Consider the following 21,048-nt stretch of genomic DNA (forward strand, 5'->3'; position numbering starts at 1 on the left):
CTCTACGCCTCGATCATCACGTCGACCTCGCCCGCCGCGTACGCCGTGATCGCCGCGATCACGCTGCTGATGCTGCAGCTGCTGCCCTCCGTCGGCCTGCACAGCGCCTACGTGCAGTGGGGCTGGCGGATCCCGTTCTTCGTCGGCGCGGCGCTGGCGGCCGTGCTGTTCCGCTACTACCTGAAGAACGTGCACGAGACGCCGGCGGAGCTGACCGGCGAGAAGCACAAGATGCCGTTCGTCCGGCTGCTCGTGAAGTACCCGCGGGCGCTGGCGCAGGTGTTCGTGCTGATGACCGGCACGTGGCTGGCGACCAACATGGAAGCCGCCGTGACGCCGGCGCAGCTGAAGTCGCACCTCCTGCTCTCCAGCAAGGAGGTCACGATGACGATGCTCGTGATCAACGCCGCCGCCGCGCTGTCCTACCCGCTGTTCGGGCTGCTGTCCCAGCGCATCGGGCGAAGGCGGTTCTACATCGGGTACGGCCTGTCGGTGCTGGTGATCGGCGCCGGGTCCTACACGCTGCTGATGGCGTCGAACGGCGGGGTCGGCGCGGCGCTCGGCTGGGGGGTGCTGATCGGGATCTTCACCGTCGGCACGTTCGGCCCGATCGCGGCGTACCTGACCGAACGGTTCCCGGCGAGCATCCGCTCCACCGGCTACGGCGTCGGCTACAGCCTCGCGCTCATCGCCCCGGCGTTCTACCAGTTCTACCTGCAGCGGTTCGACGGTGTCATGCCGGCGCACCTGGCCCCGGCGGTGCTCATCGCCCTCGCCGGTGTGCTGATCAGCCTGGGCGGGTTCCTCGGCCCGGAGACCAAGGACGTCGACATGGGCGACGACAGCACGATTCCGGCACTGTCCTGATCGGACACGTCGGCGGCCTCGCCACCGCCAACCCGGTCTGGGTCGGCTCGTCCGAGCTGACCATGTCCCGCGAAGGGCTGTTCGCCTGCATCGACGCGGGGGCCGGGGCGGTGGTGGCGAAGTCGGTCAACGAGAGCGAAGCCGCCCGGCGGCAGCTGGACATCGCGGACTACGCGTTCGTGTCTGGTGACGGGGCGGTCCGGCCGCCGGGCGCGGCGCGGCTCGGCGACGGCCTGCTGAACCGCTCCGGCCTGGCCCAGGTCGAGCTGGACGAGTGGCTCGCCGTGTTGTCGGACGCCGTCGCGTACGGCGCGTCGCGAGGCTGTCCGGTGATCGGCAGCATCACCCTCGGGGAGCCGTTGGCGGCCGCGCGCATCGGGCGGGCGATGGCGGTCGCGGTGCCCGCGGTGGAGCTGAACATCGGCGCCCCGCACGGCCGCGAGGCGCCCGCGGTGCGCCGGCTGACCGAGGCGGACGCCGTGGGCGAAGCCGTGCGAACCGTGCGGGACGCCGTCGACGTGCCGCTGTTCGTCAAGCTGCCCGGGCAGGCGTCGGACGTCGTCGCGCTCGCCCGCGCGGCCCGGTCGGCGGGCGCGGACGCCGTCGGGCTGGTCGGCCGCTACCCGGGTTTCCTGCCCGACCTCGACGGCGGCGCCGTCCTCGGGTCCTGGGGCGCGTGGAGTGCGCCGGGGTGCCTGCCGATGAGCCTGTACTGGGTGAGCAAGACGCGCCTGGCCCTCGGCCCGGAGGTGCCCCTGATCGGCACCAACGGCGCCCGCACCCCGGCCGACGTACGGCGGTTCCTCGCCTCGGGCGCCTCGGCCGTCGAGGTCGTCACGGCGTTGTGGATCGAAGGTCCCGGGGTGATCGCGGAGCTGGTCGCCGGGCTCGAAGGGCTGGACCTGGCGGAGTTCGTGGGCAGCGCGCTGGCCGGGGCGCGGGACTATGCGGAGATCCCGCCGGTGTCGCCGCCCGCCTGGTTGCCTTACACCGCGCGGGCGCCGAGGTCGTCCGGGCGGTAGTGGCCACCCAGCTCGTGGGTCAGCTCGCGGGCCGTGTCGGCCACCACGCGCAGCTCGGGGGCGTCGTCCGACATGGACAGGGTGTTGTCCGGGCCGACGATGGCGATCGTGGCGCAGATGCCGTACTCGTCGAACACCGGCGCGGCCACCGCGACCACGCCCGGCGTGCTCATCGCGGAACAGTGGCCCACTTCGCGGACGCGCTCGACGTCCTCGCGCAGCTCGTCGCGCGCCGAGCCGGACAGGTTCGCCATCAGGCGTTCCATCGACAGCTGGTCGGCGTGGTAGGCCAGGAAGACCTTGCTCTGCGCGGTGTCCAGCGGCAGGTGGCTGCCGACCCGCACGGACACCACGACGATCGTCGAGACGTTCTCCTCCACCCGGGACACCACCGGGCCGGTGAGGCCCCACAGGCTGAGCACGACGCTGGTCTGCGTCGCCCGCGAAAGCGCCTGCATGTGCCGCGGGGCGAGGTTGACGACCCGGCGGTGGCCGATGGCGAACGCGCCCAGCTGCAGCAGCAGGCCACCGGGCACGTAGCCGCCTTCGGCGCTGCGTTCGAGCAGGCCGGCCGCGACCAGGGACGTGCAGTACCGGTACGCGGTGGTGCGGTTGAGCCCGAGCCGCTCGGCGATCTGGCCGGCCGTCACCTCCGGCGTGGCCGGGTCGAACAGGGCCAGGATCTGGCTGACGCGGCTCACCGCCTGGATGTCCGCCTGATCGGCGCGCGAGGCCTCCGGTGACCGGGTCGGTTTGGTCACGGGGAGCCTCCGGCGAGCGGTGATCGAGAGCGTGAAATCGCTGTTCACTTCGTGAACACGTGCGTCAGGCTACCCGACACGGGCCCGGTTCACGGGCACCCACGCAAGGGTGAAAACCCGCGCCCGGCGCGGCGGGCGGCCCGGCCGCGCCCGAGACTGGCGGTCCGGTGTTTTCCGGTGCCGGGGACGGGGTAGAGACGGACCATGGCTACATCCACCACGCTGCGGGTCAGGGGCTGACCGCATGGCCGACATCACCAGCCTCATCCTCGACGACCACGACTGGTTCCGGCGGCAGTTCGCGCGCATGGACGACATCACCGACGCCGGCGAGCTGGCGAAGGTCTGGCAGCCGCTGGCCGACCTCCTCGACGTCCACGCGCGGGCCGAAGAGGAGATCTTCTACCCGCACCTGCTGCGCCGCGGCGACGACGCGAAAGAGGAGACCCTCGACGCGATCGGCGACCACAACGACATCCGCGACGGCGTCCACGAGGCCGCGCTGCACCCCGTCGGCAGCACGGCCTGGCTCGACGCGGTGCGGAAGGCCAGGATGGCCAACAGCGAGCACATGGCCGAGGAGGAGGACGAGGGCCTGGCCGACTTCCGGCGCAACGCCGACCCCGGCCTGCGCGAAGAGCTCGGACGCAAGTTCACCGAGTTCAAGCGGCGGCACGAGGGCGCGCGCGACCTGGACGTCAGCGACATCGATCCGGAAGGGTACGTCGAAGCGGAACTCGGTACCGGGCCGGGCGACGGCTCACTCGGTATCGGCAGCCTCAAGGAACGGGATTGAACATGAACCACCTGATGCGCGGTCTGGCCCCGATCTCCGACGCGGGGTGGAAGGAGGTCGACGCCGAGGCGAAGGAGCGGCTGCACACGCACCTCGCCGCCCGGCGCCTGGTCGACGTCGCCGGCCCGCACGGCTGGCAGTACTCGGCCACCGACCTGGGGCGCACGACCTCGCTCAAGGAGTCCTCGCTGCCCGACGGTGACGAGGGCGTCGTGGTGCGCCAGCGCCGGATCCTGCCGCTGGCCGAGGTCCGCGTCCCGTTCACGGTGTCCCGCCAGGAGCTCGACGACGCCGAGCGCGGCGCGGACGACCTGGAGTTCGACGACCTCGACCGGGCCGCGAAGCAGATCGCGATGATCGAGAACCGCGCGGTGTTCCACGGCTGGGCCGCGGCCGGGATGACCGGCATCGCCGACACGTGCCCGTACGACAAGCCGGCGCTGGGGGAGAACGCCGAGGCGTACCCCGGCGTGATCGCCCGGGCGGTCGACACGCTGCGCCGCGCGGGCATCGACGGCCCGTACGGCCTGGCCATCGACCCGGCGGGCTACACGCGGATCGTGGAGAGCACCGAGCACGGCGGCCAGCTGGTCTTCGACCACGTCCGCCGCGTCCTGGGCGGCGGCAAGATCGTCCGCGCCCCGGGCCTGGACGGCGCGATGGTCCTGAGCCTGGCCGGCGGCGACTTCTTCCTCGAGCTGGGCCAGGACCTGAGCGTCGGCTACAGCCACCACGACGCCGAGAACGTGACGCTGTACCTGGAGGAGAGCTTCAGCTTCCGGGTCTCCGAGCCGGACGCCGCGATCACCCTCACGGTCTGACAGGGAGCCGGTCCGTCCGCTGTGGACGGACCGGCTGTGTCGCATGTGCCTTAGGGGCGCGCTACGCAGCGGCCTCCATCGACACCGCTACTTCTGGTAGGTCAGGCAGTTCGCCGTGCCGCCGCCGGAACCGATCCGGACGCTCGAGGCCGTGCACTCCAGCGCGGCGTTGTGCCGGCAGTCCGCCCGAGAACAGGCGCCGACCTGCGCGGTGACGCGGTCGAGGCCGCCCTTGGTGTTCAGCGGCACGAAGGTGCCGCAGTCGGCGGAGCCGTTGTCGCCGCCGACGGTGATGGCGAAGGCGTGGCAGCCGTCGTCGTTGTAGGAACAGCCGCTGACCGTGCACTCGTGGACGGCGGGCATTTCGGTCGTCGTCATGCCGGGCTCCCGGGTTTCGTGGTGGTGGTGTGCGTTCGGGTGCGTCCGACGCTGCCACCGGCCCCGGAACCCGGCAATCCGGGCCGTGATCTTTCACCCGGCTTCCGCTCTCGGTCGGGTGAAAGATGACGGTGTCGACAAAGCGGCTTTCGGTGGTCAGCGGACGCGGTCGTAGATCAGGGCGGTCTCGCCCAGCGACCCGGTCTCCTGGCGGGTGAGCGTCCACTTGGTCGCGGGCAGGCCGTCGTCGAACAGGCGGCCGCCGCCACCGGTGATCTCGGGGCAGATCAGCAGGTAGAGCCGGTCGATCAGGTCCGCGGCGAGCAGCGGCTTGATGACGCTCGCACTGCTGTTGACGAGGATCTCACCCTCGCCGGTGGCCTTGAGGCCGGTGACGACGTCGGCCGCGGGGGCGTTCACGACGCGGGCGCGTTCCCACGGCGCCTCGGCCAGGGTGGTCGACAGGACCACCTTTTCGGTGTCGACGAGCCACTTCGCGTAGCCGCGGTCGCGCGGGTCGGCGTTCTCGTCGCCGGCGACCGACGGCCAGAAGCCGAGGAAGCCTTCGGCGTTGGTGCGGCCGAGCACCGCCGTCGTCGCGTTCTCCCAGATGCGGCTCATGTGGTCCCGGGCGACGTCGGTGGTCACGTACGGGGCGATGGCGCCGAAGTCGGCGGGCCCGGCCGGGCCGTTGTAGTGCCCGTCGAGGGTGAGGGCGATGTTGGCGGTGACCTTGCGGCCGGTCGAGCTGGTCATGACGGGGTTCCTTTTCCTGGGGTGAGTGTTGCGGTGAGCTGGTCGAGCACCTGGCCCCAGCCGGTTTCGATGCCGGCGACGAACGGGGCGGACTCGACGGTCGTGTCGGTGATGCGCAGGTCCAGCCGCAGGCGGGTGCCGCCCGGGGCCGCGGTCAGGGTCAGGTCGTAATGGCCGGTGAAGGAGACGGCCCCGGCCGCGTCGAGCACCGAGAGCACGAACGCGAGGTGCCCGGGCTCCTCGGCGGTGCGGACCCGTCCTTCGGCGCGGTAAAGCCCTTCGGCGTCGCGGTATTCGAGCACGACGCGCCCACCGGCTTCCGGCTCGAGGACGCACTCGGTGATCCGCATCGACGGCGGGGCCCACCACGACGCGAGCAGGTCCGGGTCGACCCAGTGCCGCCAGGCGACGTCCGGGGGTACCGGCAGGAGGCGCTCGAAGGTGAACGTGCGCCCGTCCGCCCACTGCCGCCGGTTCGCGGCGGCGGTCTCCGCCTCGATCGCGGCCTGGTAGCGCGTCAGGACGTCCCGTTCGCCGGCGTGCGCCTCGATGGCGCCGACCAGCTCCCGCAGCCGCTCTTCGAACGCGGCGAGCGGGCCCGCTTCGACCGCGTAGACCCGGCGTTGCCCCAGCGGGGAAACGGTGACCAGGCCGGCGCGGGCGAGGGTCTGCAGGTGCTTGGTGGTCTGCGGTTGCCGCAGGCCGGTGAGCTCGGCCAGTTCGCCGACGGACCGCGGCCGCTCCGCGAGGAGCTCCACGATGCGCCACCGCGCCCCGTCTCCCAGTGCCGCTGCGATCTCGTCCATGAGCAGAAGTATTCACCACAAAGAATATTCGTGTCAAGGAATATCTTGGCGGGAATGTCGGTGGCCGGTCGTAAGGTGCGGGCATGCCTGAGCCGTTCCACCCGAAGACTGACCCCGCCGTGCTGGAAGACCTGCGTGCGCGGCTGCGCGCGACACGCTGGCCGGACTCGCCCGAGGACGCCGGGTGGTCGCTCGGCACCGACGTCGGTTACCTGCGTGAGCTCGTCGCCCACTGGGCGGACGGCTTCGACTGGCCGGCCCGGGAAGCGGAGCTGGGGGAGCTGCCCCGGTTCCGGGTCCCGCTCGGCGGGCTCGGGATCCACTACGTGCACGCGAAAGCGGCGACCGGGAGCGCGTTGCCGCTGGTCCTGAGCCACGGCTGGCCGGACTCGTTCTGGCGCTACACCAAGGTGATCCCGCTCCTGACCGACCCCGGCGCGCACGGCGCCGACCCGGCCGACGCCTTCGACGTGGTCGTACCCGACATGCCCGGCTACGGCTACTCGGACCGCCCGGCGGGCCCGCCGCTGAACTCGATCGCCGTCGCCGGCCTGTGGGCCGAGCTGATGGACGTCCTGGGGTATCCGCGGTTCGGCGCCGCGGGCGGTGACATCGGCAGCCACGTGAGCCGGTACCTCGGGCTAAACCACCCGGAGCGGGTGGTGGCGGTCCACCGCACCGACGCGGGCATCCCGGTCCTCCCCGGTGACCAGGAGCTGGCGCCGGAGGAACGCGAGTGGTTCGGCTCCGTCGCGGCCTGGGGCGCGGCGGAAGGGGCCTACGCCGCGATGCACCGCACGAAGCCGCAGACGGCTGCGGTCGGCCTGACCGACTCACCGGCCGGGCTGGCGGCGTGGATCGTCGAGAAGCTGCGGGCCTGGAGCGACTGCGACGGCGACCTCGAGCGTTCGTTCACCAAGGACGAGATCCTGACGAACGTGATGCTGTACTGGCTGACCGGGACGATCGGCTCGTCGATGCGGATGTACCGCGCGAACTCGGAGATCCCGGTCGAGCAGCTCCGGCGCCGGGTCGAGGTGCCGTCGGGGTTTTCCCTGTTCCCCGGCGACATCCTGCGCCCGCCGCGGGCGTGGCTGGACCGCACGGCGAACGTCGCCCGGGTCACCGAACACCCCCGCGGCGGGCACTTCGCGGCGTTCGAAGAGCCGGAGGCCTACGCGGCCGAGCTGCGCGAGTTCTTCCGCCCCTACCGCTGAACCACCTGCTGGCCCCCGTCGACGTCGTAGGTCGCGCCGGTCAGCGCGGTGTTCGTCATCAGGTGGACGGCCAGCGACGCCACGTCGCCGGCCTCCACCACGCGCCCGATCGGGAGCGTCTCGCGCAGCTGTGCCCGGCGGTTTTCGAGGTCGTCACCCAGCAGTGACGCCGAAAGCGGCGTGTCGACGAAGCCCGCCGCGAGCAGGTTCACCCGGATCGGGGCGATCTCCAGTGCGAGGTTGGCGACGAGCGCGGGCAGGGCCGCCGTCATCGCCGCGGTGATCGCGAGACCGGCCGCCGGACGGCGGGCGCCGGTGCCGCCGACGAACAGCAGCGTCCCGCCCGGGCGCACCTTGCCCACGGCGAGCTGCGCGACGCGCAGGGCCAGCCACAGGTGCCCGTCGAGGTGCGAGCGGGCCCGCTCGAAGTCGATTTCGGCGAGCGGCGCGTAGTACGGGCCGCCCGCCGTGACCAGGACATGGTCGACCGGCGTCGGAAGCTCCGCGAAGAACTCTTCGAGCCGGCCGAAGTCGGTGGCGTCGAACGCCGCAGTGCGAAGCGCGCCGACGTCCCGAGCGGCTTCTGCGAGCCGCGCGGGGTCGCGTCCGGTCAGGATGACTTCGGCCCCCGCGGCGCGGGCGTGGCGGGCCGTCGCGAGGCCGATGCCCGCGCTGCCGCCGAGCACGACGACGGTCTGTCCGCTCAGGTCCACGGCGTCACGCACCCGAACGTCCGTGCCGCACCAGGTATTCGGCGTACCAGGACGGCCAGTCGGCGTCCTCGTGGCCGAGCTCCTTCTCGTGCTCCCCGTGCGCGGCCGCGGCCTGGCGCAGGGCGTCGGCCAGTTCGGCGGCGGAGGAAAACGTCACGTCCGTCACCCGGCCGGGCAGCCGGGTGGTGATCTCCTGCAGCACCCAGCCGTTGCCGTCCGGGTCGCTGAACGAGGCGAACGACGCGTAGCTGGTGTGGTCGGGGTCCGGGCCGCTGACCCGCCCCTCGGTGCCGGCGTGGTGGAACACGCCCCCGGCGTCGTGGAACACCTCGCTGATCGCGACGCCCTGCGCGGCGATCTCGGCCCTGGCCGCCTCGATGTCGGTGACGACGAGGTGCAGGCCCTGGGCGGAACCCGGTGCGGCGTCGGTGATCCGGCTGCCGAAGATCACCGAAGCGGGGGAGCCCGGCGGCGTCAGCTGGACCACCCGGAAGCCCCCTTCGCCCGGGAAGTCGGCGTCCTCGCGCCAGCCGAGCGCTTTGTAGAAGTTCTTCGCGCGGTCGACGTCGGAGACGGGGAGCACGGCGATCTCGAGTTTCATGTCCGTCATCAGGGACTCCTTCGGTTCTCGCGGCTCCATCCGGCGTCGCACCCTTCAACATGGCCTCACTGCCGCCGATTTGCCACCGCTTGTGCGGTGCCTCATACTGGTGCGGTAATGCAACCAGTTCTGAGGTGAGAGCAGTGCGCAAGGACACGAGGTCGGGCTGTCCGATCAACCTGTCGCTGGAGATCTTCGGCGACCGCTGGACCCTGCTCGTCCTGCGTGACGTCGTGTTCGGCGGCGCGCGGCACTTCCGCGAGCTGCTCGGCGGCCCCGAGCGCATCTCGTCGAACGTCCTCGCCGACCGGCTCGCCGTGCTCGTCGAGCACGGGCTGCTCACCCGCGCCGGCGATCCCACGCACAAGCAGAAGGTCACCTACAGCCTGACCGAGCGGGCGATCGAGCTGGTGCCGGTGCTGGTCCAGCTGAGCGCCTGGGGGGTGCGGCACCTGCCGGTGGGCGACGCCTACGCCGCCCGCGCCGAGGTGCTGACGGCCGGGGGGCCGCCGCTGTGGGAGGCCTTCATGGACGAGCTGCGGGAGACCCACCTCGGACCGGACGCCCGGCGCGAAGAGGCGCCGGACGGCCCCAGCGTCGCGACCCGGCTGGAGGCCGCCTACCTCGCGTCCGCCACCCACTGACGATCGGAGTTCACCGATGAACGACCCGGCGATCCACCTCGACGAGCGGTTCAGCGACCCCGGCACCCGGCCCACTGATTGGGCCACCACCCGGGAAGTGCTGGAATCCGCCCAGATCAGCTGGCTCACGACCGTGCGCGCGGACGGCCGGCCGCACGTCACGCCGCTGGTCGCGGTCTGGCTGGACGGCCGGCTGCACTTCGGGACCGGTGCCACGGAACAGAAGTACCGCAACCTCACCGCGAACCCGAACGTCGTGCTCACCACCGGCCGCAACACCTGGGACGACGCCCTCGACGTCATGGTCGAGGGCCAGGCGCGGCGCGTCACCGACCGGCCGACGCTCGCCCGTCTCGCCGCCGCGTACCGGGAGAAGTGGGACGGCAGCTGGAAGTACGAGGTGGGCGAGGCGGGCCTGCGCCAGGGCGGCAACGACGCGCTGATCTTCGCGGTGGAGCCGGCGAAGGTGCTGACGTTCGGCCGGCAGCGCACCCCCGCCTCGGACACGTCGATGCTGTCGACGGTCGAGTTCACCCACACCAGCGCGCGGCCGGCCGTGTAGTTAGCTGGGCAGCATGAGAGCCGACGCGGTCCGCAACCTCGAAACCGTCCTGACGACGGGGGCGCGCATGCTGGCCGACGACCCGGCGGCCAGCATCGGTGCGATCGCTGCCGAAGCCGGGGTCGACCGCCGCACGGTCTACCGCCACTTCGCCTCGCGCGACGAACTGCTGGCCGCGGTCTACGACGCCCGGCTGTCGGCGGTCGAGGAGGCCGTCGACCGCGCGCGGCTGCGCGAGGCGCCGGTGCCGGTGGCCCTGCACCGCTACGTCGAAGGCATCATCGAGGTCAACCGCAAGTGGCCGGTGGAGCTGACCCGGATGCGGGCCGAACCGTCCATTCAGGACCGCCGCGGCCGGATGATCGCCGAGGTGGACGCGTTCCTCGCGCGCGCCACCGCGGCGGGTTTCTTCCGGGCGGACGTCCCGGAGGGCTGGGTGTCCGACGTCCTCATCCAGCTGCTGCACCTGGCGTCGAAGCAGCCGTCGAGCGCCGCGGAGGCGGCGGACGTGCTGGTCGGCACCCTGGTGCGGGGAGTCGGCGCTGCGTGAAGCAGTGCTCGAAACTGTCCATTAACGACGAAGAAACCCCAGTATCGAGCACTTGACATGTCTGGTCTTGCTCGCTTTACTTCTGGTCACGTCGGAACGGACGCCCCGACGTGAGAGGTACGCCCAGCCGGTATGTCGGCCTCCGCCGCGAGCCCGGACTGAGTCGCCAGGACGCGCACGTGGTCCGAGGCGGGGTCGTGCCCACCATCATCCGGAGTTCGATGATGCCCTTCTCCCGCGTTCGGTTCCTCGCCAGTGCCGCGCTCGCGGCCGCCGTCCTCGGCGGCTCCGCGTGTTCGACATCGGCATCGGCGGCGCCGGCCGCCGTCACCCCGCCGCCGGTCAAGGCGGGCTTCGACTACCAGATCGGCGGCGCCTACACCCCACCCGCGGGGGTCCAGGTCGTCAGCCGCGACCACGGCGACGCCCCGGCCGCCGGGCTCTACAACATCTGCTACGTCAACGCTTTCCAGGCCCAGCCCGGCGCCGAGGGGGAGTGGGGCGACCTGCTGCTGCGCGACGCGAACGGCAACGTCGTCATCGACGAGGACTGGGACGAGGCCCTGCTCGACCTGCACACCGCGGACAAGCGCACGCGCGTCGCGGCCAAGGTCGACGCCTGGATCGACGACTGCGCCGCCAAGGGCTACCAGGCGATCGAGCCGGACAACTACGACAGCTTCACGCGCTCGCGCGGGCTCCTCTCCGACAGCGACGCGCAGGCCTACATCCGCCTGCTTTCCGCCCACGCCCACGCGAAGGGCCTGGCGATCGCGCAGAAGAACACCTCCGAGCTGGCCGGCCAGCGCCAGGCCAACGGGCTGGACTTCGCCATCGCCGAAGAGTGCGGCCAGCAGAAGAACTGCGGCGAGTTCACCCCCGCGTTCGGCGACCACGTGATCGTCATCGAGTACACCGACAGCGGGCTCAAGACCGCCTGCAGCCGGTGGAGCTCCCTCAGCATCGTCCGCCGTGACCTCGACGTCGTCCCCAAGGGCGAGTCCGGCTACGTCCGCAAAACCTGCTGATGGACCGGCGGGGTTTCCTGCGCGGTGTCGGCGGTCTCACCCTCGGCACCGCGCTGGCCGGCTGCAGCGCGGCCACCGGTGGCAATGGCGGGCCGGTGACGGTCGAGGTCTGGCACGGCCAGACCGACACGGGCAAGAAGGTCCTCGACGCGCTCGTCGCGGACTTCCAGCGGACCCACCCGGGCATCCGGATCGACCTCGGCGGCGGCGTGCTCGCCGACGCCATGCTGCAGAAGATCACCGCGGCGCTCGCGTCGGGGTCCTTCCCGGACATCGCCTACGTCTTCGGCTCGGACCTCGCCAGCGTCGCGCGCAGCCCGAGCGTCGTCGACGTCACCGACCTCGTCGACGCGGGTCCCGGCTTCTGGGCCCCGGCCCGGGAGGCGGTCACCGTCAACGGCCGCGTCCGCGCGGTCCCGGCGCTGCTCGACTCGCTGGCCGTCGTCTACAACAAGAGGCTGTTCGAGAAGACCGGCACCCCGCCGCCCGTCGCGGGCTGGACGTGGGCCGACTTCGTCGCCACGGCCCGGAAACTCACCGATCCGGGCGGCGGGGTCTTCGGCACCGCCTGGCCGGCCACCGGCGACGAGGACACCGTCTGGCGGCTCTGGCCGATGATCTGGGACCTCGGCGGCGACGTGATCGGGCCGGGCGGCCGCGGCATCGGGTTCGCCGGCCAGGGCGTCCGGGCGCTCGAGGTCGTCCGCGACCTCGCCGCGGCGAAGGCCGTCTACCTCGACCCGAAAACCGGCAGCGAGCAGATGTACCAGGCGTTCGAGAGCGGCAACATCGGCATGGTCGTCACCGGCCCGTGGCAGCTGCCCGACATCGCCGACGCCGGGGTCGACTACGCGGTGGTGCCGCTGCCCAGCTTCAGCGGCCGTCCGCTGACCATCTCCGGGCCGGACACCTGGACGCTCTTCGACAACGGCGAGGAGCGGGTCGCGGCGGCGCGCACCTTCCTGTCCTGGCTGGCGGCCCCGGCCCAGGACGTCCGCTGGGACGACGGCGCGGGCAGCCTCCCGCTGAGCCGGGGGACGCAGCAACTGCCCGCGTGGCAGCAGAAGACCGCCGAGACGCCGGGCCTGCCGGTGTTCGTCGACGCGCTGGAGAACGCCCGGGTCCGGCCGGTGCACCCGGCCTACCCGCAGGTGTCGGCGGCGCTGGGCACCGCGATCGTCGCCGTGCTGCTCGGCCAGGCGTCCCCGGCCGACGCGCTGCGCGACTGCGCCGCGGCCGCGAACGCCGCCCTGATCATTCCGCGATAGGGAGCCGCCATGCCCGGACTGCCGAGGCCCATCACCGTCACGCCCGCACACAGTCATGCCAAGAAGCGCCGGCGCCGCGAGACCGCGGCCGCGTGGACGTACGTCTCACCCGCCGTGCTCATCATCCTCGGCCTCGGGGTGGTGCCCGTGGCCTGGTCGCTGCTGCTGTCGTTCCAGGTCGACGACCTCGTGACGCCCAGCCGGTGGGTCGGCGGGGACAACTACGCGGCGCTCGCCCAGGACCCGCACTTCGCCCAGGCCGTCGGGAACACCGTGCTGTACACGGTGCTCTACGTCCCGCTGAGCATCCTGTTCGGCTTCCTGCTCGCGCAGGCGCTGAACCGGCGCATCCGGCTGATCGGCGTCTACCGGACGCTGGTCTTCGTTCCGTTCGTGCTCTCGGCGACCGCGCAGGGCGTGCTGTTCTCCTTCATCCTCGACCCGCAGTTCGGCGCGGCCAACTCGGTGCTGCACCACCTCGGCGTGTCCCCGCAAGGGTTCCTGACCGATCCGGCGCAGGCGCTGCTGGTGCTCGTGGGCATCACGCTGTGGAGCGGCACCGGCTTCTGCGTCGTGGTCTACCTGGCCGCGCTGCAGGACGTCCCGCCGTCGCTGGTCGAGGCCGCGCGGCTGGACGGCGCGGGCGCCTGGCGCGTGCTGCGGCACGTGACGCTGCCGGCGATCATGCCGGTGACGGCGTTCCTGGTGGTGTGGCAGCTGATCACGTCGCTGCAGGTGTTCGACCTGGTCTACGTGACGACCAAGGGCGGCCCGCTCGGCTCCACCACGGTGATCGTCTACTTCGTCTGGGAGCAGGCGTTCAAGAACTTCACCGCCGGTTACGGCGCTGCCTCGGCGTACGTGCTCGCGCTCGCCCTGCTGGTTGTCGTGATCGCCGTCCGCCTGCTCCGCCGTCCCCAGAAGACGGTTCGGAAGGTGCTCCGATGACCGCCCGGCTCGACGGCGTGCCCGCGCCGCGCGTCCTGCCCGTGCTGCGGCGTCCGCGGCTGCCGTTCAGCCCGTGGCACCTGCTGCTCGTGCCGCTGGCGCTCGTGTTCGCCGCGCCGCTGGTGTGGCTGCTGCTCAGCTCGGTGATGAGCAACGCCGAGATCAACCGGTTCCCGCCCGCGCTGTGGCCGTCCCACGTGGACTTCTCGGGCTACCGCTACGTGCTCGACAACGCGCTCTTCGTGCGCTGGTTCACGAACTCGCTGATCGTGTCGGCGGTGACCGTGGTGTCGAACCTGCTGTTCGGCACGCTGGGCGGGTACGCGTTCGCGCGGATGCGGTTCACCGGCTCGCGGGCGTTGCTCGCGCTGATGATCGCGACGATGGCGATCCCGTTCCAGCTGACCATGATCCCGACGTTCCTGGTGATGAAGAAGCTCGGCCTGATCGACACCCTGGGCGCGCTCATCGTGCCGTCGCTGGTGACGCCGTTCGCGGTGTTCCTGCTGCGCCAGTTCTTCCTTTCCCTGCCCCGGGAACTCGAAGAAGCGGCGTGGATCGACGGCTGCTCGCGGCTGCGTGTGCTGTTCACGATCGTCCTGCCGTTGTCGCGGCCCGCCTTGAGCACGGTGGCCGTGCTGACGTTCCTGAGCACGTGGAACGACCTGACCTGGCCGCTGATCGCGGTCAACCACGACACCGTCTACACGCTGCAGCTGGGCCTGACGACCTTCCAGGGCCAGCACCACACCAACTGGGCCGCGGTGATGGCGGGCAACGTGATCACCGTGCTGCCGGTGCTGCTCGCCTTCCTCGGTGCGCAGAAGACGTTCATCCAGTCCATCACCTCCAGCGGCCTCAAGGGCTAGGACACCATGCACCGCTTCGACCTGCTCGTGGTCGGCGACGCCAACCCGGACGTCATCGTCGGTCCACTTCGGACGGACCTCGCGTTCGGCCAGCGGGAGCAGCTCGCCGACTCCGGCGTGCTCACCCTCGGCGGCTCCGGCGCGATCACCGCCGCCGGCGCCGCCCGGCTGGGGCTGAAGGTCGCCTTCGCCGGGCGTGTCGGCGACGACGCCGGGGGCCGGTTCGTCCGTGACGCCCTCGAGGAACGCGGCGTCGACACCGGCGCGTTGCACACCGACCCGTCGTTGCCGACGCCGTTGACCACCGTCCTGACCCGCGACGGCGACCGGGCGATCGTCACCGCACCGGGCACCCTGGCCGCGATCGGCGCCGGCGACGTCCCGCCGGACCTGCTCGCGGCGAGCCGGCACGTCCACTCGTCGTCGTACTTCCTGCTCCCGAAGCTCGCGCCCGCGCTGGCGGGTCTGCTGCGCGCCGCCCGCGGGCACGGCGCGACGACGTCCGTCGACACCAACGACGACCCCGCCGGGCGCTGGGACGTCGGGGACCTGCTGGGGGAGACGGACTTCCTGCTGCCCAACGCCGCGGAGGCCATCCGGCTGACCGGCGCGGCCGATGCCCGGGAAGGCGCGGTCATGCTGGCCGCCCGCGGTCCGGCCGTCGTGGTCAAGGACGGCGGGGCCGGTGCCTTTTCCTGCCGCGACGGCGAATTCACCACCGCGGCGGGGATCCCGGCGGCCGCCGTCGACACCGTGGGCGCCGGGGACAGCTTCAACGCCGGGTTCCTCGCCGGCGTCCTGGCCGGGCTGCCGCTCGGGACCGCGCTGCGCTGCGGCGTGGTCTGCGGCGGCTTCTCGGTCCGCGCCCGCGGCGGCACCGCCGGCCAGGCCACGTGGGACGACGTCCTCGTCCACCTCGAACGCACCGAATCGGATCACGCATGAACACCCCCAAGATCACCTTCGTCGGCGCCGGAAGCGTCGTGTTCACCCAAGGCCTGCTGGCCGACCTCTTCACCTACCCCGAGTTCGACGGGGTGCACGTCGCCCTGCACGACATCGACCCGGAACGGCTGGCGACCGCGCTGGCCGCGGCCCGGCGGATCGCCGACGTCCGGGGCGTGAAGCCGGCGCTCACCGCGCACGCCGACCGCCGGGAAGCCCTGGCCGGCGCGGACTTCGTCGTCGACATGGTGCAGATCGGGATGGGGGAGTCGACCCGCACCGACTTCGCCGTCCCGGCCCGCTACGGCCTGCGCCAGACCATCGGCGACACCCTCGGCATCGGCGGGATCTTCCGCGCGCTGCGGACGTTCCCGTTCCTGAAGGGACTCGGCGCGGACATCGCCGAGGTCTGCCCGGACGCGTGGCTGCTCAACTACACCAACCCGATGGCGATGAACGTCCAGTACCTGAGCGAGGCCACCGGGCTGACCCGGGTCGTCGGGCTGTGCCACTCGGTGTACTGGACCGTGCACGGGCTCGCCGAGCTGGTGGGCGTGCCGTTCGACGAGGTCACCTACGTCGCGGCCGGGGTCAACCACCAGGCCTGGGTGCTGCGGTTCGAGCACGGCGGCACCGACCTCTACCCGCGGCTGACCGAGCTGGCCGAAGGCGACGAGCAGCTGCGGCGGCGCGTCCGGTTCGACATGTTCCGGCGGCTCGGCTACTACCCGACCGAGACGAGCGAGCACTCCGCCGAGTACGTGCCCTGGTACCTGCACCACGACAGCGAGATCGAGCGGCTGCGGCTGCCGGTCGGCGCCTACCTCGAGATCGTCGCGGAGAACGAGGCCGAGTACGAGCGGACGCGCCACGCGATCGCCGCCGGCGAACCGCTGCCCGTCGAAGGCACGAACGAGTACGCGCCGCAGATCGTCCACAGCATCGTCACCGGCACGCCGCGCACGGTCTACGGCAACGTCGTCAACCGCGGCCTGATCGAGAACCTGCCCGCCGGGGGCGTGGTCGAGGTGCCGTGCCTGGTCGACGGCACCGGCGTCCGGCCGACGCGGATCGGCGCGCTGCCGCCGCAGCTGGCCGCGCTCAACCGGACCTACCTGAGCATGAACGACCTGGTCGTGCGCGCGGCGATCGAGGACGACCCGCGCCACATCCGCCACGCCGCGATGACCGACCCCGCCACCGCGGCCACGCTGCCGGTCGAGCGGATCTGGGAGCTGTGCGACGACCTCGTCCGCGCGCACGGCGACCGCCTTCAGCCCGCCCTACGCGCCGTTCTCGGCCACTGAATTCAGGAGAACCATGTCGTACACCCTCGACGAGATCACCAGCCAGCCGGAGTGCTGGGCGCGCGTCCTGCGGGAACTGCCGGCGCACGCGCCCGCGTTGCCCGCGACGGGGGAGCGCGTCGCGGTCATCGGCTGCGGCACCTCGTGGTTCATGGCGCAGAGTTACGCGCAGCTGCGCGAGGACGCCGGCCACGGCCTGACCGACGTCTTCGCGGCGTCGGAGGCGAAGCTCGACCGGCCGTACGACCGCGTGCTGGCGCTGACCCGCTCCGGCACGACCACGGAGATCCTGACGGCGCTGGAGCGGACGCGGCCGGGCACCCGCGTCACGACGATCACGGCGGTCGCCGACTCCCCGGCGGCGGCCCGGTCCGACGACGTCGTCTGCCTGCCGTACGCCGACGAGCGTTCGGTGGTCCAGACCCGGTTCCCGACGACGCAGCTGCTGCTCCTGCGGGCCCACCTGGGCCTGCCGACGGAGCGGGCCGTGGCCGACGTCGCGCGGGCCCTGGACCGCCCGCTCGACCCGGAACTGCTCGCGGCGTCCCAGCTCTCGTTCCTCGGTGCGGGTTGGCACGTGGGTGTGGCGAACGAGGCGGCGCTGAAGGTCCGCGAGGCGGCGGCCTGGTGGACGGAGTCGTACTCGGCGATGGAGTACCGCCACGGCCCGATCGCGGTGGCGGCCCCGGGCCGGGCGGTGTGGAGCCTGGCGCCGCTGGACCCGGGCCTGGTCCGCCAGATCGAGGCGACGGGCGCGCACCTCCACCAGGGCGAGCTGGATCCGCTGGCCGAGCTGGTGCTGATCCAGCGCCTGGCGGTGGCCCTGGCGGAGGCCGCGGGCCGCGACCCGGACCGCCCGGCCCACCTGACCCGCTCGGTCGTCCTGGCGAGCTGACCCAGGTCTTTCACCCGATCAGCTGGTCATGATCATCGTGACGTCGGTGCCGGCCGTCCGGGGGCGGTAGAGCGGAACGATGAAGCGAATCCTGACCACGACGGCTGCCGTCGCGATCGCCCTGTCCACGCTCGTCGCGCCGGCGCCGGCCGCCACCACCACGGGCCCGCGGTCCGTGGGCTGCGACCCGAACTCGCAGCAGGTGCGGCTCAACGTGTACCAGCGCGAGAACAAGTTCATCGACGCGGAAGGCGGCTTCTTCGACTGCGACATGCCGGACAAGGTCGGCTACACGATCCAGGTCCAGCTGAAGAACGTCATCGGCTGGTCGGACAAGGTGCCGCGCAAGGGCTCCTGGCCGCGCAACCAGCTCACCGTCACCACGTTCACCTGCACCGGCCAGGGGACGAAGACCTACCGGGCGCAGATGCTCGGCTACCTCGGCAGCGGCGAGATGTGGGTCCGGAACTCGAAGGAGATCAAGGTCAAGTGCTGAAGTAACCCGCCACGGCCGGCGTCGGCAGGGCCCGTTCGCACCTCGCGGACGGGCCCTGTCGCGCACTAGGTGTCTAGCTGGCTAGTGTGCTAGCATTCTGTCATGAGCGACAAGGACGTCAAGCAGTTCAACGTGTACCTGCCGACGGACTTGATCCGTGAGGTCAAGCACCACGCCGTGGACACCGGGAAGTCGCTGTCGGCCCTCGTGGCCGACGCGCTGCGCCAGTACCTGGCCGCCACGGCCGACTCCGAAGGAGAACAGCGATGAAGAGTGACGGCGTCGAAGCCCTGTACCTCGAGACCCACAACTGGGGGAAGGCCGCCCAGTTCTTCCGGGCCCTCGGGTTCGAGCTCGACTTCGAGACGGACCACAACTCGGGGCTGCTGCGCAACGGCGACGGCGCCTACCTGTTCGTCGCCGAGGTGCCCGAGGACCGGCCGACCGGGATGCAGGTCGTCATCAAGGTCCCCGCCGAGGACACCTTCGACGCCGGCGCGCCCGTCGAGGTCGTCAGCCCGTTCGAGGACACCCACTTCGGGACGCGCGAGATGAGCGTCCGCGATCCCGACGGTCGGACCTGGATCCTCCAGGCGCCGTCCGGGAAATGAGCGAGCGCCGCACCCTCGGGATGCTCGTCGTCATGATCGGCGTGCTCGTCGCGGCGGTCGACGGCACGATCGTGGTGCTCGCCCTGCCCGCGATCGAGGCCGACCTGGGCATCTCGCTCTCGGCCGTCACCTGGGTGGTGATCAGCTACCTGCTGGTCGTCACGGTGCTCGCCACGCAGCTCGGCCGGCTCGGCGACGTGTTCGGCCGGGTCCGGATGTACCAGGCCGGGTTCGCGGTCTTCGTGCTCGGCTCGGTGCTGTGCGCGCTGTCCTGGGACGCGGCGAGCCTCATCGGATTCCGCGTCCTGCAAGGGATCGGTGCCGCGCTGATCGCCGCCAACAGCGGGGCGATCATCGCCGAGCTGTACCCGCCCGCCGAACGCGGCCGCGCCTACGGGTTCAACGCCTTCGGCTTCTCCCTGGGCTCGGTCGTCGGCGTGCTGCTCGGCGGCGTCATCGTCACCTACGTCTCGTGGCGCTGGATCTTCTGGATCAACCTGCCGATCGGGGTGGTCGCGCTGGTGCTCGCCCTGCGGGTGCTGCGCGACCGCGGCGAGCGGACCCGCCGCCGGCTGGACCTGGCCGGCATGGCGACGCTGGGGGCGGGCCTGTTCTTCGTGCTGTGGGCGATGACGGAGCTGGCCGCCGAACCGGTGAACGGGCGGCAGCTCGCCTTCCTGGCGATCGGCGTGGCGCTGCTGGTGGCGTTCGTGGTCGTCGAGCGAAGGCACCCGGACCCGACCGTGGACCTGTCGCTGTTCCGGATCCCGGCGGTGACGCCGTCCCTGCTGGCGTCGCTGTTGCAGGGGCTCGGCAGCTTCGCCGTGCTCTTCCTGGTGATCATGTACCTGCAGGGGCCGCGCGGCCTGAGCCCGATCGACGCGTCCTTGCTGCTGCTGCCGGGCTACGTGGTCGGCGCGGCGGTGGGCCCGTACGCCGGCCGGCTCGCCGACCGCCTGGGCCCGGTGCTCCCGGCGACCGCCGGGCTGGGGCTGTCGGTCGCCGCGCTGCTGATCTTCGCCCGGATGACGGTGACCGGCAGCCTGTGGCCCGCCGTGGCCGGCAACGTCGTGCTCATGATCGGCGGCAGTTTCTTCTACCCGGCCAACAGCTCGGCCGTCATGAAGGCCGCGCCGCCCGACCGGCTGGGGATCGCCTCCGGCGTGCTCCGGACGTTCGCCAGTGTCGGCATGGTGTTCTCGTTCACCACGGCCATGCTGGTCGCCGCGCACTCGATCCCGCGCAGCACCGCGTTCGCCGTCTTCGTCGGCACCACCAGCCTGCACGGCCCGCTCGCCACGGCCTTCACCGAAGGCCTGAGCGCGGCGTTCTACGCGATGACGGGGATCATGGCGCTGGCCGCGGTCTTCTCCGCACTCCGCGGCCGCCGGCTCGCCCGGGCGTGACCGCACGCCGCGGGGCCGTGCCGCCCCCTCGGAGGCACGGCCCCGCGGGCTCCAGTTTGCCCGCCACCCGGGCACGAAACGTTGCAGAGAGCTTGAATCCGCAGGTCAGGGCCGCTGTCGTGCCGGCGGGGATGCCGTCGCCGCCCGGGGCGGCTAGCGTCGGAGGCGGCGGACGGCGGAGGGAGCCGGGATGCGGGACCGGGCGATCCGGATCGCGAACTTCTCCGGATACCTCGGCGACCGCTACACCGCGCTCGCCGAAGCCCTGGACGGCGACCCCGTCGACGTCCTCGCCGGGGACTACCTCGCCGAGGTCACCCTGGCCATGCTCGCCGCGCGGTACCGGCGTGATCCCGCCCGCGGGTACGTCGAATACTTCCTCGACCAGCTGCGGCCCCACCTCGCGACGCTCGCCGAGCGCGGCGTCAAGGTCGTCACCAACGCCGGGGGCTTCCACCCCGCCGCGCTGGCCGGCGCCGTCCGCGCGGCCGCCGCCGAAGCCGGGGTCACGCTCTCGGTCGCGCACGTCGAAGGCGACAACCTCCTGGCGGACCTCGGTGAGCTGGCCGCCGCGCACCCGCTGCCCCACCTCGACACCGGGCGTCCGCTGTCGAGCTGGGACACCACCCCCATCGCGGCCAACGCCTACCTCGGCGGCTGGGGCATCGCGGCCGCCCTGGCCGGCGGCGCGGACGTCGTCGTGTGCGGGCGGGTCACCGACGCGTCCCTGGCCGCCGGACCGGCCGCGTGGTGGCACGGCTGGGACCCGGGGGACTGGGAC

26 protein-coding genes are annotated in these 21,048 nt (G+C 72.0%); 20 read left to right on the plus strand and 6 right to left on the minus strand.

Annotated elements, in window-relative coordinates:
* Window positions 1-867 (plus strand): MFS transporter (locus ACGFMK_RS45210; RefSeq protein WP_392776956.1); only part of this gene is annotated, 867 nt, incomplete at its 5' end.
* Window positions 868-929: 62 nt separating this feature from the next.
* Entirely contained in the window at window positions 930-1,889 is a 960-nt protein-coding gene (locus ACGFMK_RS45215; protein ID WP_392776959.1) for a hypothetical protein, read from the plus strand.
* Here ACGFMK_RS45215 and ACGFMK_RS45220 read toward each other — a convergent pair.
* Window positions 1,853-2,650 carry an IclR family transcriptional regulator gene (locus ACGFMK_RS45220; protein ID WP_392776962.1) on the minus strand — a complete coding sequence of 266 codons (798 nt, stop codon included), beginning with the start codon at window positions 2,648-2,650 and terminating at the stop codon, window positions 1,853-1,855. The two genes, ACGFMK_RS45215 and ACGFMK_RS45220, sit on opposite strands and share 37 nt — an antisense overlap.
* Before the next feature lie 244 nt (window positions 2,651-2,894).
* Between ACGFMK_RS45220 and ACGFMK_RS45225 the strand changes: the two genes are divergently transcribed.
* Window positions 2,895-3,446, plus strand: a complete 552-nt coding sequence (locus tag ACGFMK_RS45225) for a hemerythrin domain-containing protein (protein ID WP_392776965.1) — start codon at window positions 2,895-2,897, stop codon at window positions 3,444-3,446.
* Between the two features lie 2 nt (window positions 3,447-3,448).
* Window positions 3,449-4,267: a family 1 encapsulin nanocompartment shell protein gene (locus tag ACGFMK_RS45230; RefSeq protein ID WP_392776968.1), complete on the plus strand. Its 819-nt coding sequence runs from the start codon at window positions 3,449-3,451 to the stop codon at window positions 4,265-4,267.
* An 87-nt stretch (window positions 4,268-4,354) separates the two neighbouring features.
* Here the strand turns inward: ACGFMK_RS45230 and ACGFMK_RS45235 are convergent, their stop codons facing one another.
* The 3 genes from ACGFMK_RS45235 to ACGFMK_RS45245 form a co-directional block, all read right to left on the minus strand.
* Window positions 4,355-4,645 carry a DUF1540 domain-containing protein gene (locus ACGFMK_RS45235; protein WP_392776971.1) on the minus strand — a complete coding sequence of 97 codons (291 nt, stop codon included), beginning with the start codon at window positions 4,643-4,645 and terminating at the stop codon, window positions 4,355-4,357.
* Between the two features lie 156 nt (window positions 4,646-4,801).
* On the minus strand, window positions 4,802-5,401 hold the full coding sequence (locus ACGFMK_RS45240) for a dihydrofolate reductase family protein (protein WP_392776974.1): 600 nt from the start codon (window positions 5,399-5,401) through the stop codon (window positions 4,802-4,804).
* Window positions 5,398-6,207 (minus strand): metalloregulator ArsR/SmtB family transcription factor, encoded by an 810-nt coding sequence (locus ACGFMK_RS45245; protein WP_392776977.1) that lies wholly within the window; start codon window positions 6,205-6,207, stop codon window positions 5,398-5,400. The genes ACGFMK_RS45240 and ACGFMK_RS45245 overlap by 4 nt, the downstream gene beginning before the upstream one ends.
* A gap of 83 nt (window positions 6,208-6,290) precedes the next feature.
* On the opposite strand from ACGFMK_RS45245, the gene ACGFMK_RS45250 reads away from it, so the two are divergent.
* The gene (locus ACGFMK_RS45250) at window positions 6,291-7,424 is read left to right on the plus strand and encodes an epoxide hydrolase family protein (protein ID WP_392776980.1); all 1,134 of its coding nucleotides are present in this window, start codon (window positions 6,291-6,293) and stop codon (window positions 7,422-7,424) included.
* Here the strand turns inward: ACGFMK_RS45250 and ACGFMK_RS45255 are convergent.
* Window positions 7,415-8,149 (minus strand): SDR family oxidoreductase, encoded by a 735-nt coding sequence (locus ACGFMK_RS45255; protein WP_392776983.1) that lies wholly within the window; start codon window positions 8,147-8,149, stop codon window positions 7,415-7,417. The two genes, ACGFMK_RS45250 and ACGFMK_RS45255, sit on opposite strands and share 10 nt — an antisense overlap.
* Window positions 8,142-8,747, minus strand: coding sequence for a VOC family protein (locus ACGFMK_RS45260; protein WP_392776986.1), 606 nt, complete (start codon window positions 8,745-8,747; stop codon window positions 8,142-8,144). The genes ACGFMK_RS45255 and ACGFMK_RS45260 overlap by 8 nt, the downstream gene beginning before the upstream one ends.
* Window positions 8,748-8,881: 134 nt before the next feature.
* Between ACGFMK_RS45260 and ACGFMK_RS45265 the strand changes: the two genes are divergently transcribed.
* The 15 genes from ACGFMK_RS45265 to ACGFMK_RS45335 all read left to right on the plus strand — a co-directional run.
* Window positions 8,882-9,382 (plus strand): winged helix-turn-helix transcriptional regulator, encoded by a 501-nt coding sequence (locus ACGFMK_RS45265; protein ID WP_392776989.1) that lies wholly within the window; start codon window positions 8,882-8,884, stop codon window positions 9,380-9,382.
* A 16-nt stretch (window positions 9,383-9,398) separates the two neighbouring features.
* Window positions 9,399-9,944 carry a pyridoxamine 5'-phosphate oxidase family protein gene (locus ACGFMK_RS45270; protein ID WP_392776992.1) on the plus strand — a complete coding sequence of 182 codons (546 nt, stop codon included), beginning with the start codon at window positions 9,399-9,401 and terminating at the stop codon, window positions 9,942-9,944.
* A gap of 13 nt (window positions 9,945-9,957) precedes the next feature.
* The gene (locus ACGFMK_RS45275; protein WP_392776995.1) at window positions 9,958-10,494 is read left to right on the plus strand and encodes a TetR/AcrR family transcriptional regulator; all 537 of its coding nucleotides are present in this window, start codon (window positions 9,958-9,960) and stop codon (window positions 10,492-10,494) included.
* A 197-nt stretch (window positions 10,495-10,691) separates the two neighbouring features.
* Window positions 10,692-11,522, plus strand: a complete 831-nt coding sequence (locus ACGFMK_RS45280; protein ID WP_392776998.1) for an endo alpha-1,4 polygalactosaminidase — start codon at window positions 10,692-10,694, stop codon at window positions 11,520-11,522.
* Window positions 11,522-12,790 carry an ABC transporter substrate-binding protein gene (locus ACGFMK_RS45285; RefSeq protein WP_392777001.1) on the plus strand — a complete coding sequence of 423 codons (1,269 nt, stop codon included), beginning with the start codon at window positions 11,522-11,524 and terminating at the stop codon, window positions 12,788-12,790. Before ACGFMK_RS45280 ends, ACGFMK_RS45285 begins: the two co-directional genes overlap by 1 nt.
* A 9-nt stretch (window positions 12,791-12,799) precedes the next feature.
* Window positions 12,800-13,738 carry a carbohydrate ABC transporter permease gene (locus ACGFMK_RS45290; RefSeq protein ID WP_392777004.1) on the plus strand — a complete coding sequence of 313 codons (939 nt, stop codon included), beginning with the start codon at window positions 12,800-12,802 and terminating at the stop codon, window positions 13,736-13,738.
* Complete coding sequence (locus ACGFMK_RS45295; protein WP_392777007.1) at window positions 13,735-14,607, plus strand: carbohydrate ABC transporter permease; 873 nt, start codon at window positions 13,735-13,737, stop codon at window positions 14,605-14,607. Before ACGFMK_RS45290 ends, ACGFMK_RS45295 begins: the two co-directional genes overlap by 4 nt.
* A 6-nt stretch (window positions 14,608-14,613) precedes the next feature.
* Window positions 14,614-15,552 carry a carbohydrate kinase family protein gene (locus ACGFMK_RS45300; RefSeq protein WP_392777010.1) on the plus strand — a complete coding sequence of 313 codons (939 nt, stop codon included), beginning with the start codon at window positions 14,614-14,616 and terminating at the stop codon, window positions 15,550-15,552.
* A complete protein-coding gene (locus tag ACGFMK_RS45305) occupies window positions 15,549-16,859 on the plus strand; it encodes an alpha-glucosidase/alpha-galactosidase (RefSeq protein ID WP_392777013.1) in 1,311 nt (436 codons plus the stop codon). The genes ACGFMK_RS45300 and ACGFMK_RS45305 overlap by 4 nt, the downstream gene beginning before the upstream one ends.
* 13 nt (window positions 16,860-16,872) lie before the next feature.
* Window positions 16,873-17,754, plus strand: a complete 882-nt coding sequence (locus ACGFMK_RS45310) for an SIS domain-containing protein (RefSeq protein ID WP_392777015.1) — start codon at window positions 16,873-16,875, stop codon at window positions 17,752-17,754.
* Window positions 17,755-17,833: 79 nt separating this feature from the next.
* Complete coding sequence (locus ACGFMK_RS45315) at window positions 17,834-18,250, plus strand: hypothetical protein (protein WP_392777018.1); 417 nt, start codon at window positions 17,834-17,836, stop codon at window positions 18,248-18,250.
* Between the two features lie 102 nt (window positions 18,251-18,352).
* A complete protein-coding gene (locus ACGFMK_RS45320; protein ID WP_392777020.1) occupies window positions 18,353-18,520 on the plus strand; it encodes a ribbon-helix-helix domain-containing protein in 168 nt (55 codons plus the stop codon).
* A complete protein-coding gene (locus ACGFMK_RS45325) occupies window positions 18,517-18,861 on the plus strand; it encodes a VOC family protein (protein WP_392777023.1) in 345 nt (114 codons plus the stop codon). The genes ACGFMK_RS45320 and ACGFMK_RS45325 overlap by 4 nt, the downstream gene beginning before the upstream one ends.
* Window positions 18,858-20,267: an MFS transporter gene (locus ACGFMK_RS45330; RefSeq protein WP_392777025.1), complete on the plus strand. Its 1,410-nt coding sequence runs from the start codon at window positions 18,858-18,860 to the stop codon at window positions 20,265-20,267. Before ACGFMK_RS45325 ends, ACGFMK_RS45330 begins: the two co-directional genes overlap by 4 nt.
* Window positions 20,268-20,457: 190 nt before the next feature.
* Window positions 20,458-21,048, plus strand: a 591-nt coding sequence (locus ACGFMK_RS45335) for an acyclic terpene utilization AtuA family protein (RefSeq protein ID WP_392777028.1), incomplete at its 3' end; no start/stop codon positions are given.

Origin of the sequence: Amycolatopsis sp. NPDC049252 (assembly GCF_043197175.1) — a bacterium.
GTDB lineage: Bacteria > Actinomycetota > Actinomycetes > Mycobacteriales > Pseudonocardiaceae > Amycolatopsis.

Bases quoted from the DNA above. Each gene is read 5' to 3' on its own strand.
- ACGFMK_RS45215 (WP_392776959.1), top strand. From the start codon at position 930: ATGTCCCGCGAAGGGCTGTTCGCCTGCATCGACGCGGGGGCCGGGGCG.
- ACGFMK_RS45225 (WP_392776965.1), top strand. From the start codon at position 2,895: ATGGCCGACATCACCAGCCTCATCCTCGACGACCACGACTGGTTCCGG.
- ACGFMK_RS45230 (WP_392776968.1), top strand. From the start codon at position 3,449: ATGAACCACCTGATGCGCGGTCTGGCCCCGATCTCCGACGCGGGGTGG.
- ACGFMK_RS45235 (WP_392776971.1), bottom strand. From the start codon at position 4,645: ATGACGACGACCGAAATGCCCGCCGTCCACGAGTGCACGGTCAGCGGC.
- ACGFMK_RS45240 (WP_392776974.1), bottom strand. From the start codon at position 5,401: ATGACCAGCTCGACCGGCCGCAAGGTCACCGCCAACATCGCCCTCACC.
- ACGFMK_RS45245 (WP_392776977.1), bottom strand. From the start codon at position 6,207: ATGGACGAGATCGCAGCGGCACTGGGAGACGGGGCGCGGTGGCGCATC.
- ACGFMK_RS45250 (WP_392776980.1), top strand. From the start codon at position 6,291: ATGCCTGAGCCGTTCCACCCGAAGACTGACCCCGCCGTGCTGGAAGAC.
- ACGFMK_RS45260 (WP_392776986.1), bottom strand. From the start codon at position 8,747: ATGACGGACATGAAACTCGAGATCGCCGTGCTCCCCGTCTCCGACGTC.
- ACGFMK_RS45270 (WP_392776992.1), top strand. From the start codon at position 9,399: ATGAACGACCCGGCGATCCACCTCGACGAGCGGTTCAGCGACCCCGGC.
- ACGFMK_RS45275 (WP_392776995.1), top strand. From the start codon at position 9,958: ATGAGAGCCGACGCGGTCCGCAACCTCGAAACCGTCCTGACGACGGGG.
- ACGFMK_RS45285 (WP_392777001.1), top strand. From the start codon at position 11,522: ATGGACCGGCGGGGTTTCCTGCGCGGTGTCGGCGGTCTCACCCTCGGC.
- ACGFMK_RS45290 (WP_392777004.1), top strand. From the start codon at position 12,800: ATGCCCGGACTGCCGAGGCCCATCACCGTCACGCCCGCACACAGTCAT.
- ACGFMK_RS45295 (WP_392777007.1), top strand. From the start codon at position 13,735: ATGACCGCCCGGCTCGACGGCGTGCCCGCGCCGCGCGTCCTGCCCGTG.
- ACGFMK_RS45300 (WP_392777010.1), top strand. From the start codon at position 14,614: ATGCACCGCTTCGACCTGCTCGTGGTCGGCGACGCCAACCCGGACGTC.
- ACGFMK_RS45305 (WP_392777013.1), top strand. From the start codon at position 15,549: ATGAACACCCCCAAGATCACCTTCGTCGGCGCCGGAAGCGTCGTGTTC.
- ACGFMK_RS45310 (WP_392777015.1), top strand. From the start codon at position 16,873: ATGTCGTACACCCTCGACGAGATCACCAGCCAGCCGGAGTGCTGGGCG.
- ACGFMK_RS45315 (WP_392777018.1), top strand. From the start codon at position 17,834: ATGAAGCGAATCCTGACCACGACGGCTGCCGTCGCGATCGCCCTGTCC.
- ACGFMK_RS45320 (WP_392777020.1), top strand. From the start codon at position 18,353: ATGAGCGACAAGGACGTCAAGCAGTTCAACGTGTACCTGCCGACGGAC.
- ACGFMK_RS45325 (WP_392777023.1), top strand. From the start codon at position 18,517: ATGAAGAGTGACGGCGTCGAAGCCCTGTACCTCGAGACCCACAACTGG.
- ACGFMK_RS45330 (WP_392777025.1), top strand. From the start codon at position 18,858: ATGAGCGAGCGCCGCACCCTCGGGATGCTCGTCGTCATGATCGGCGTG.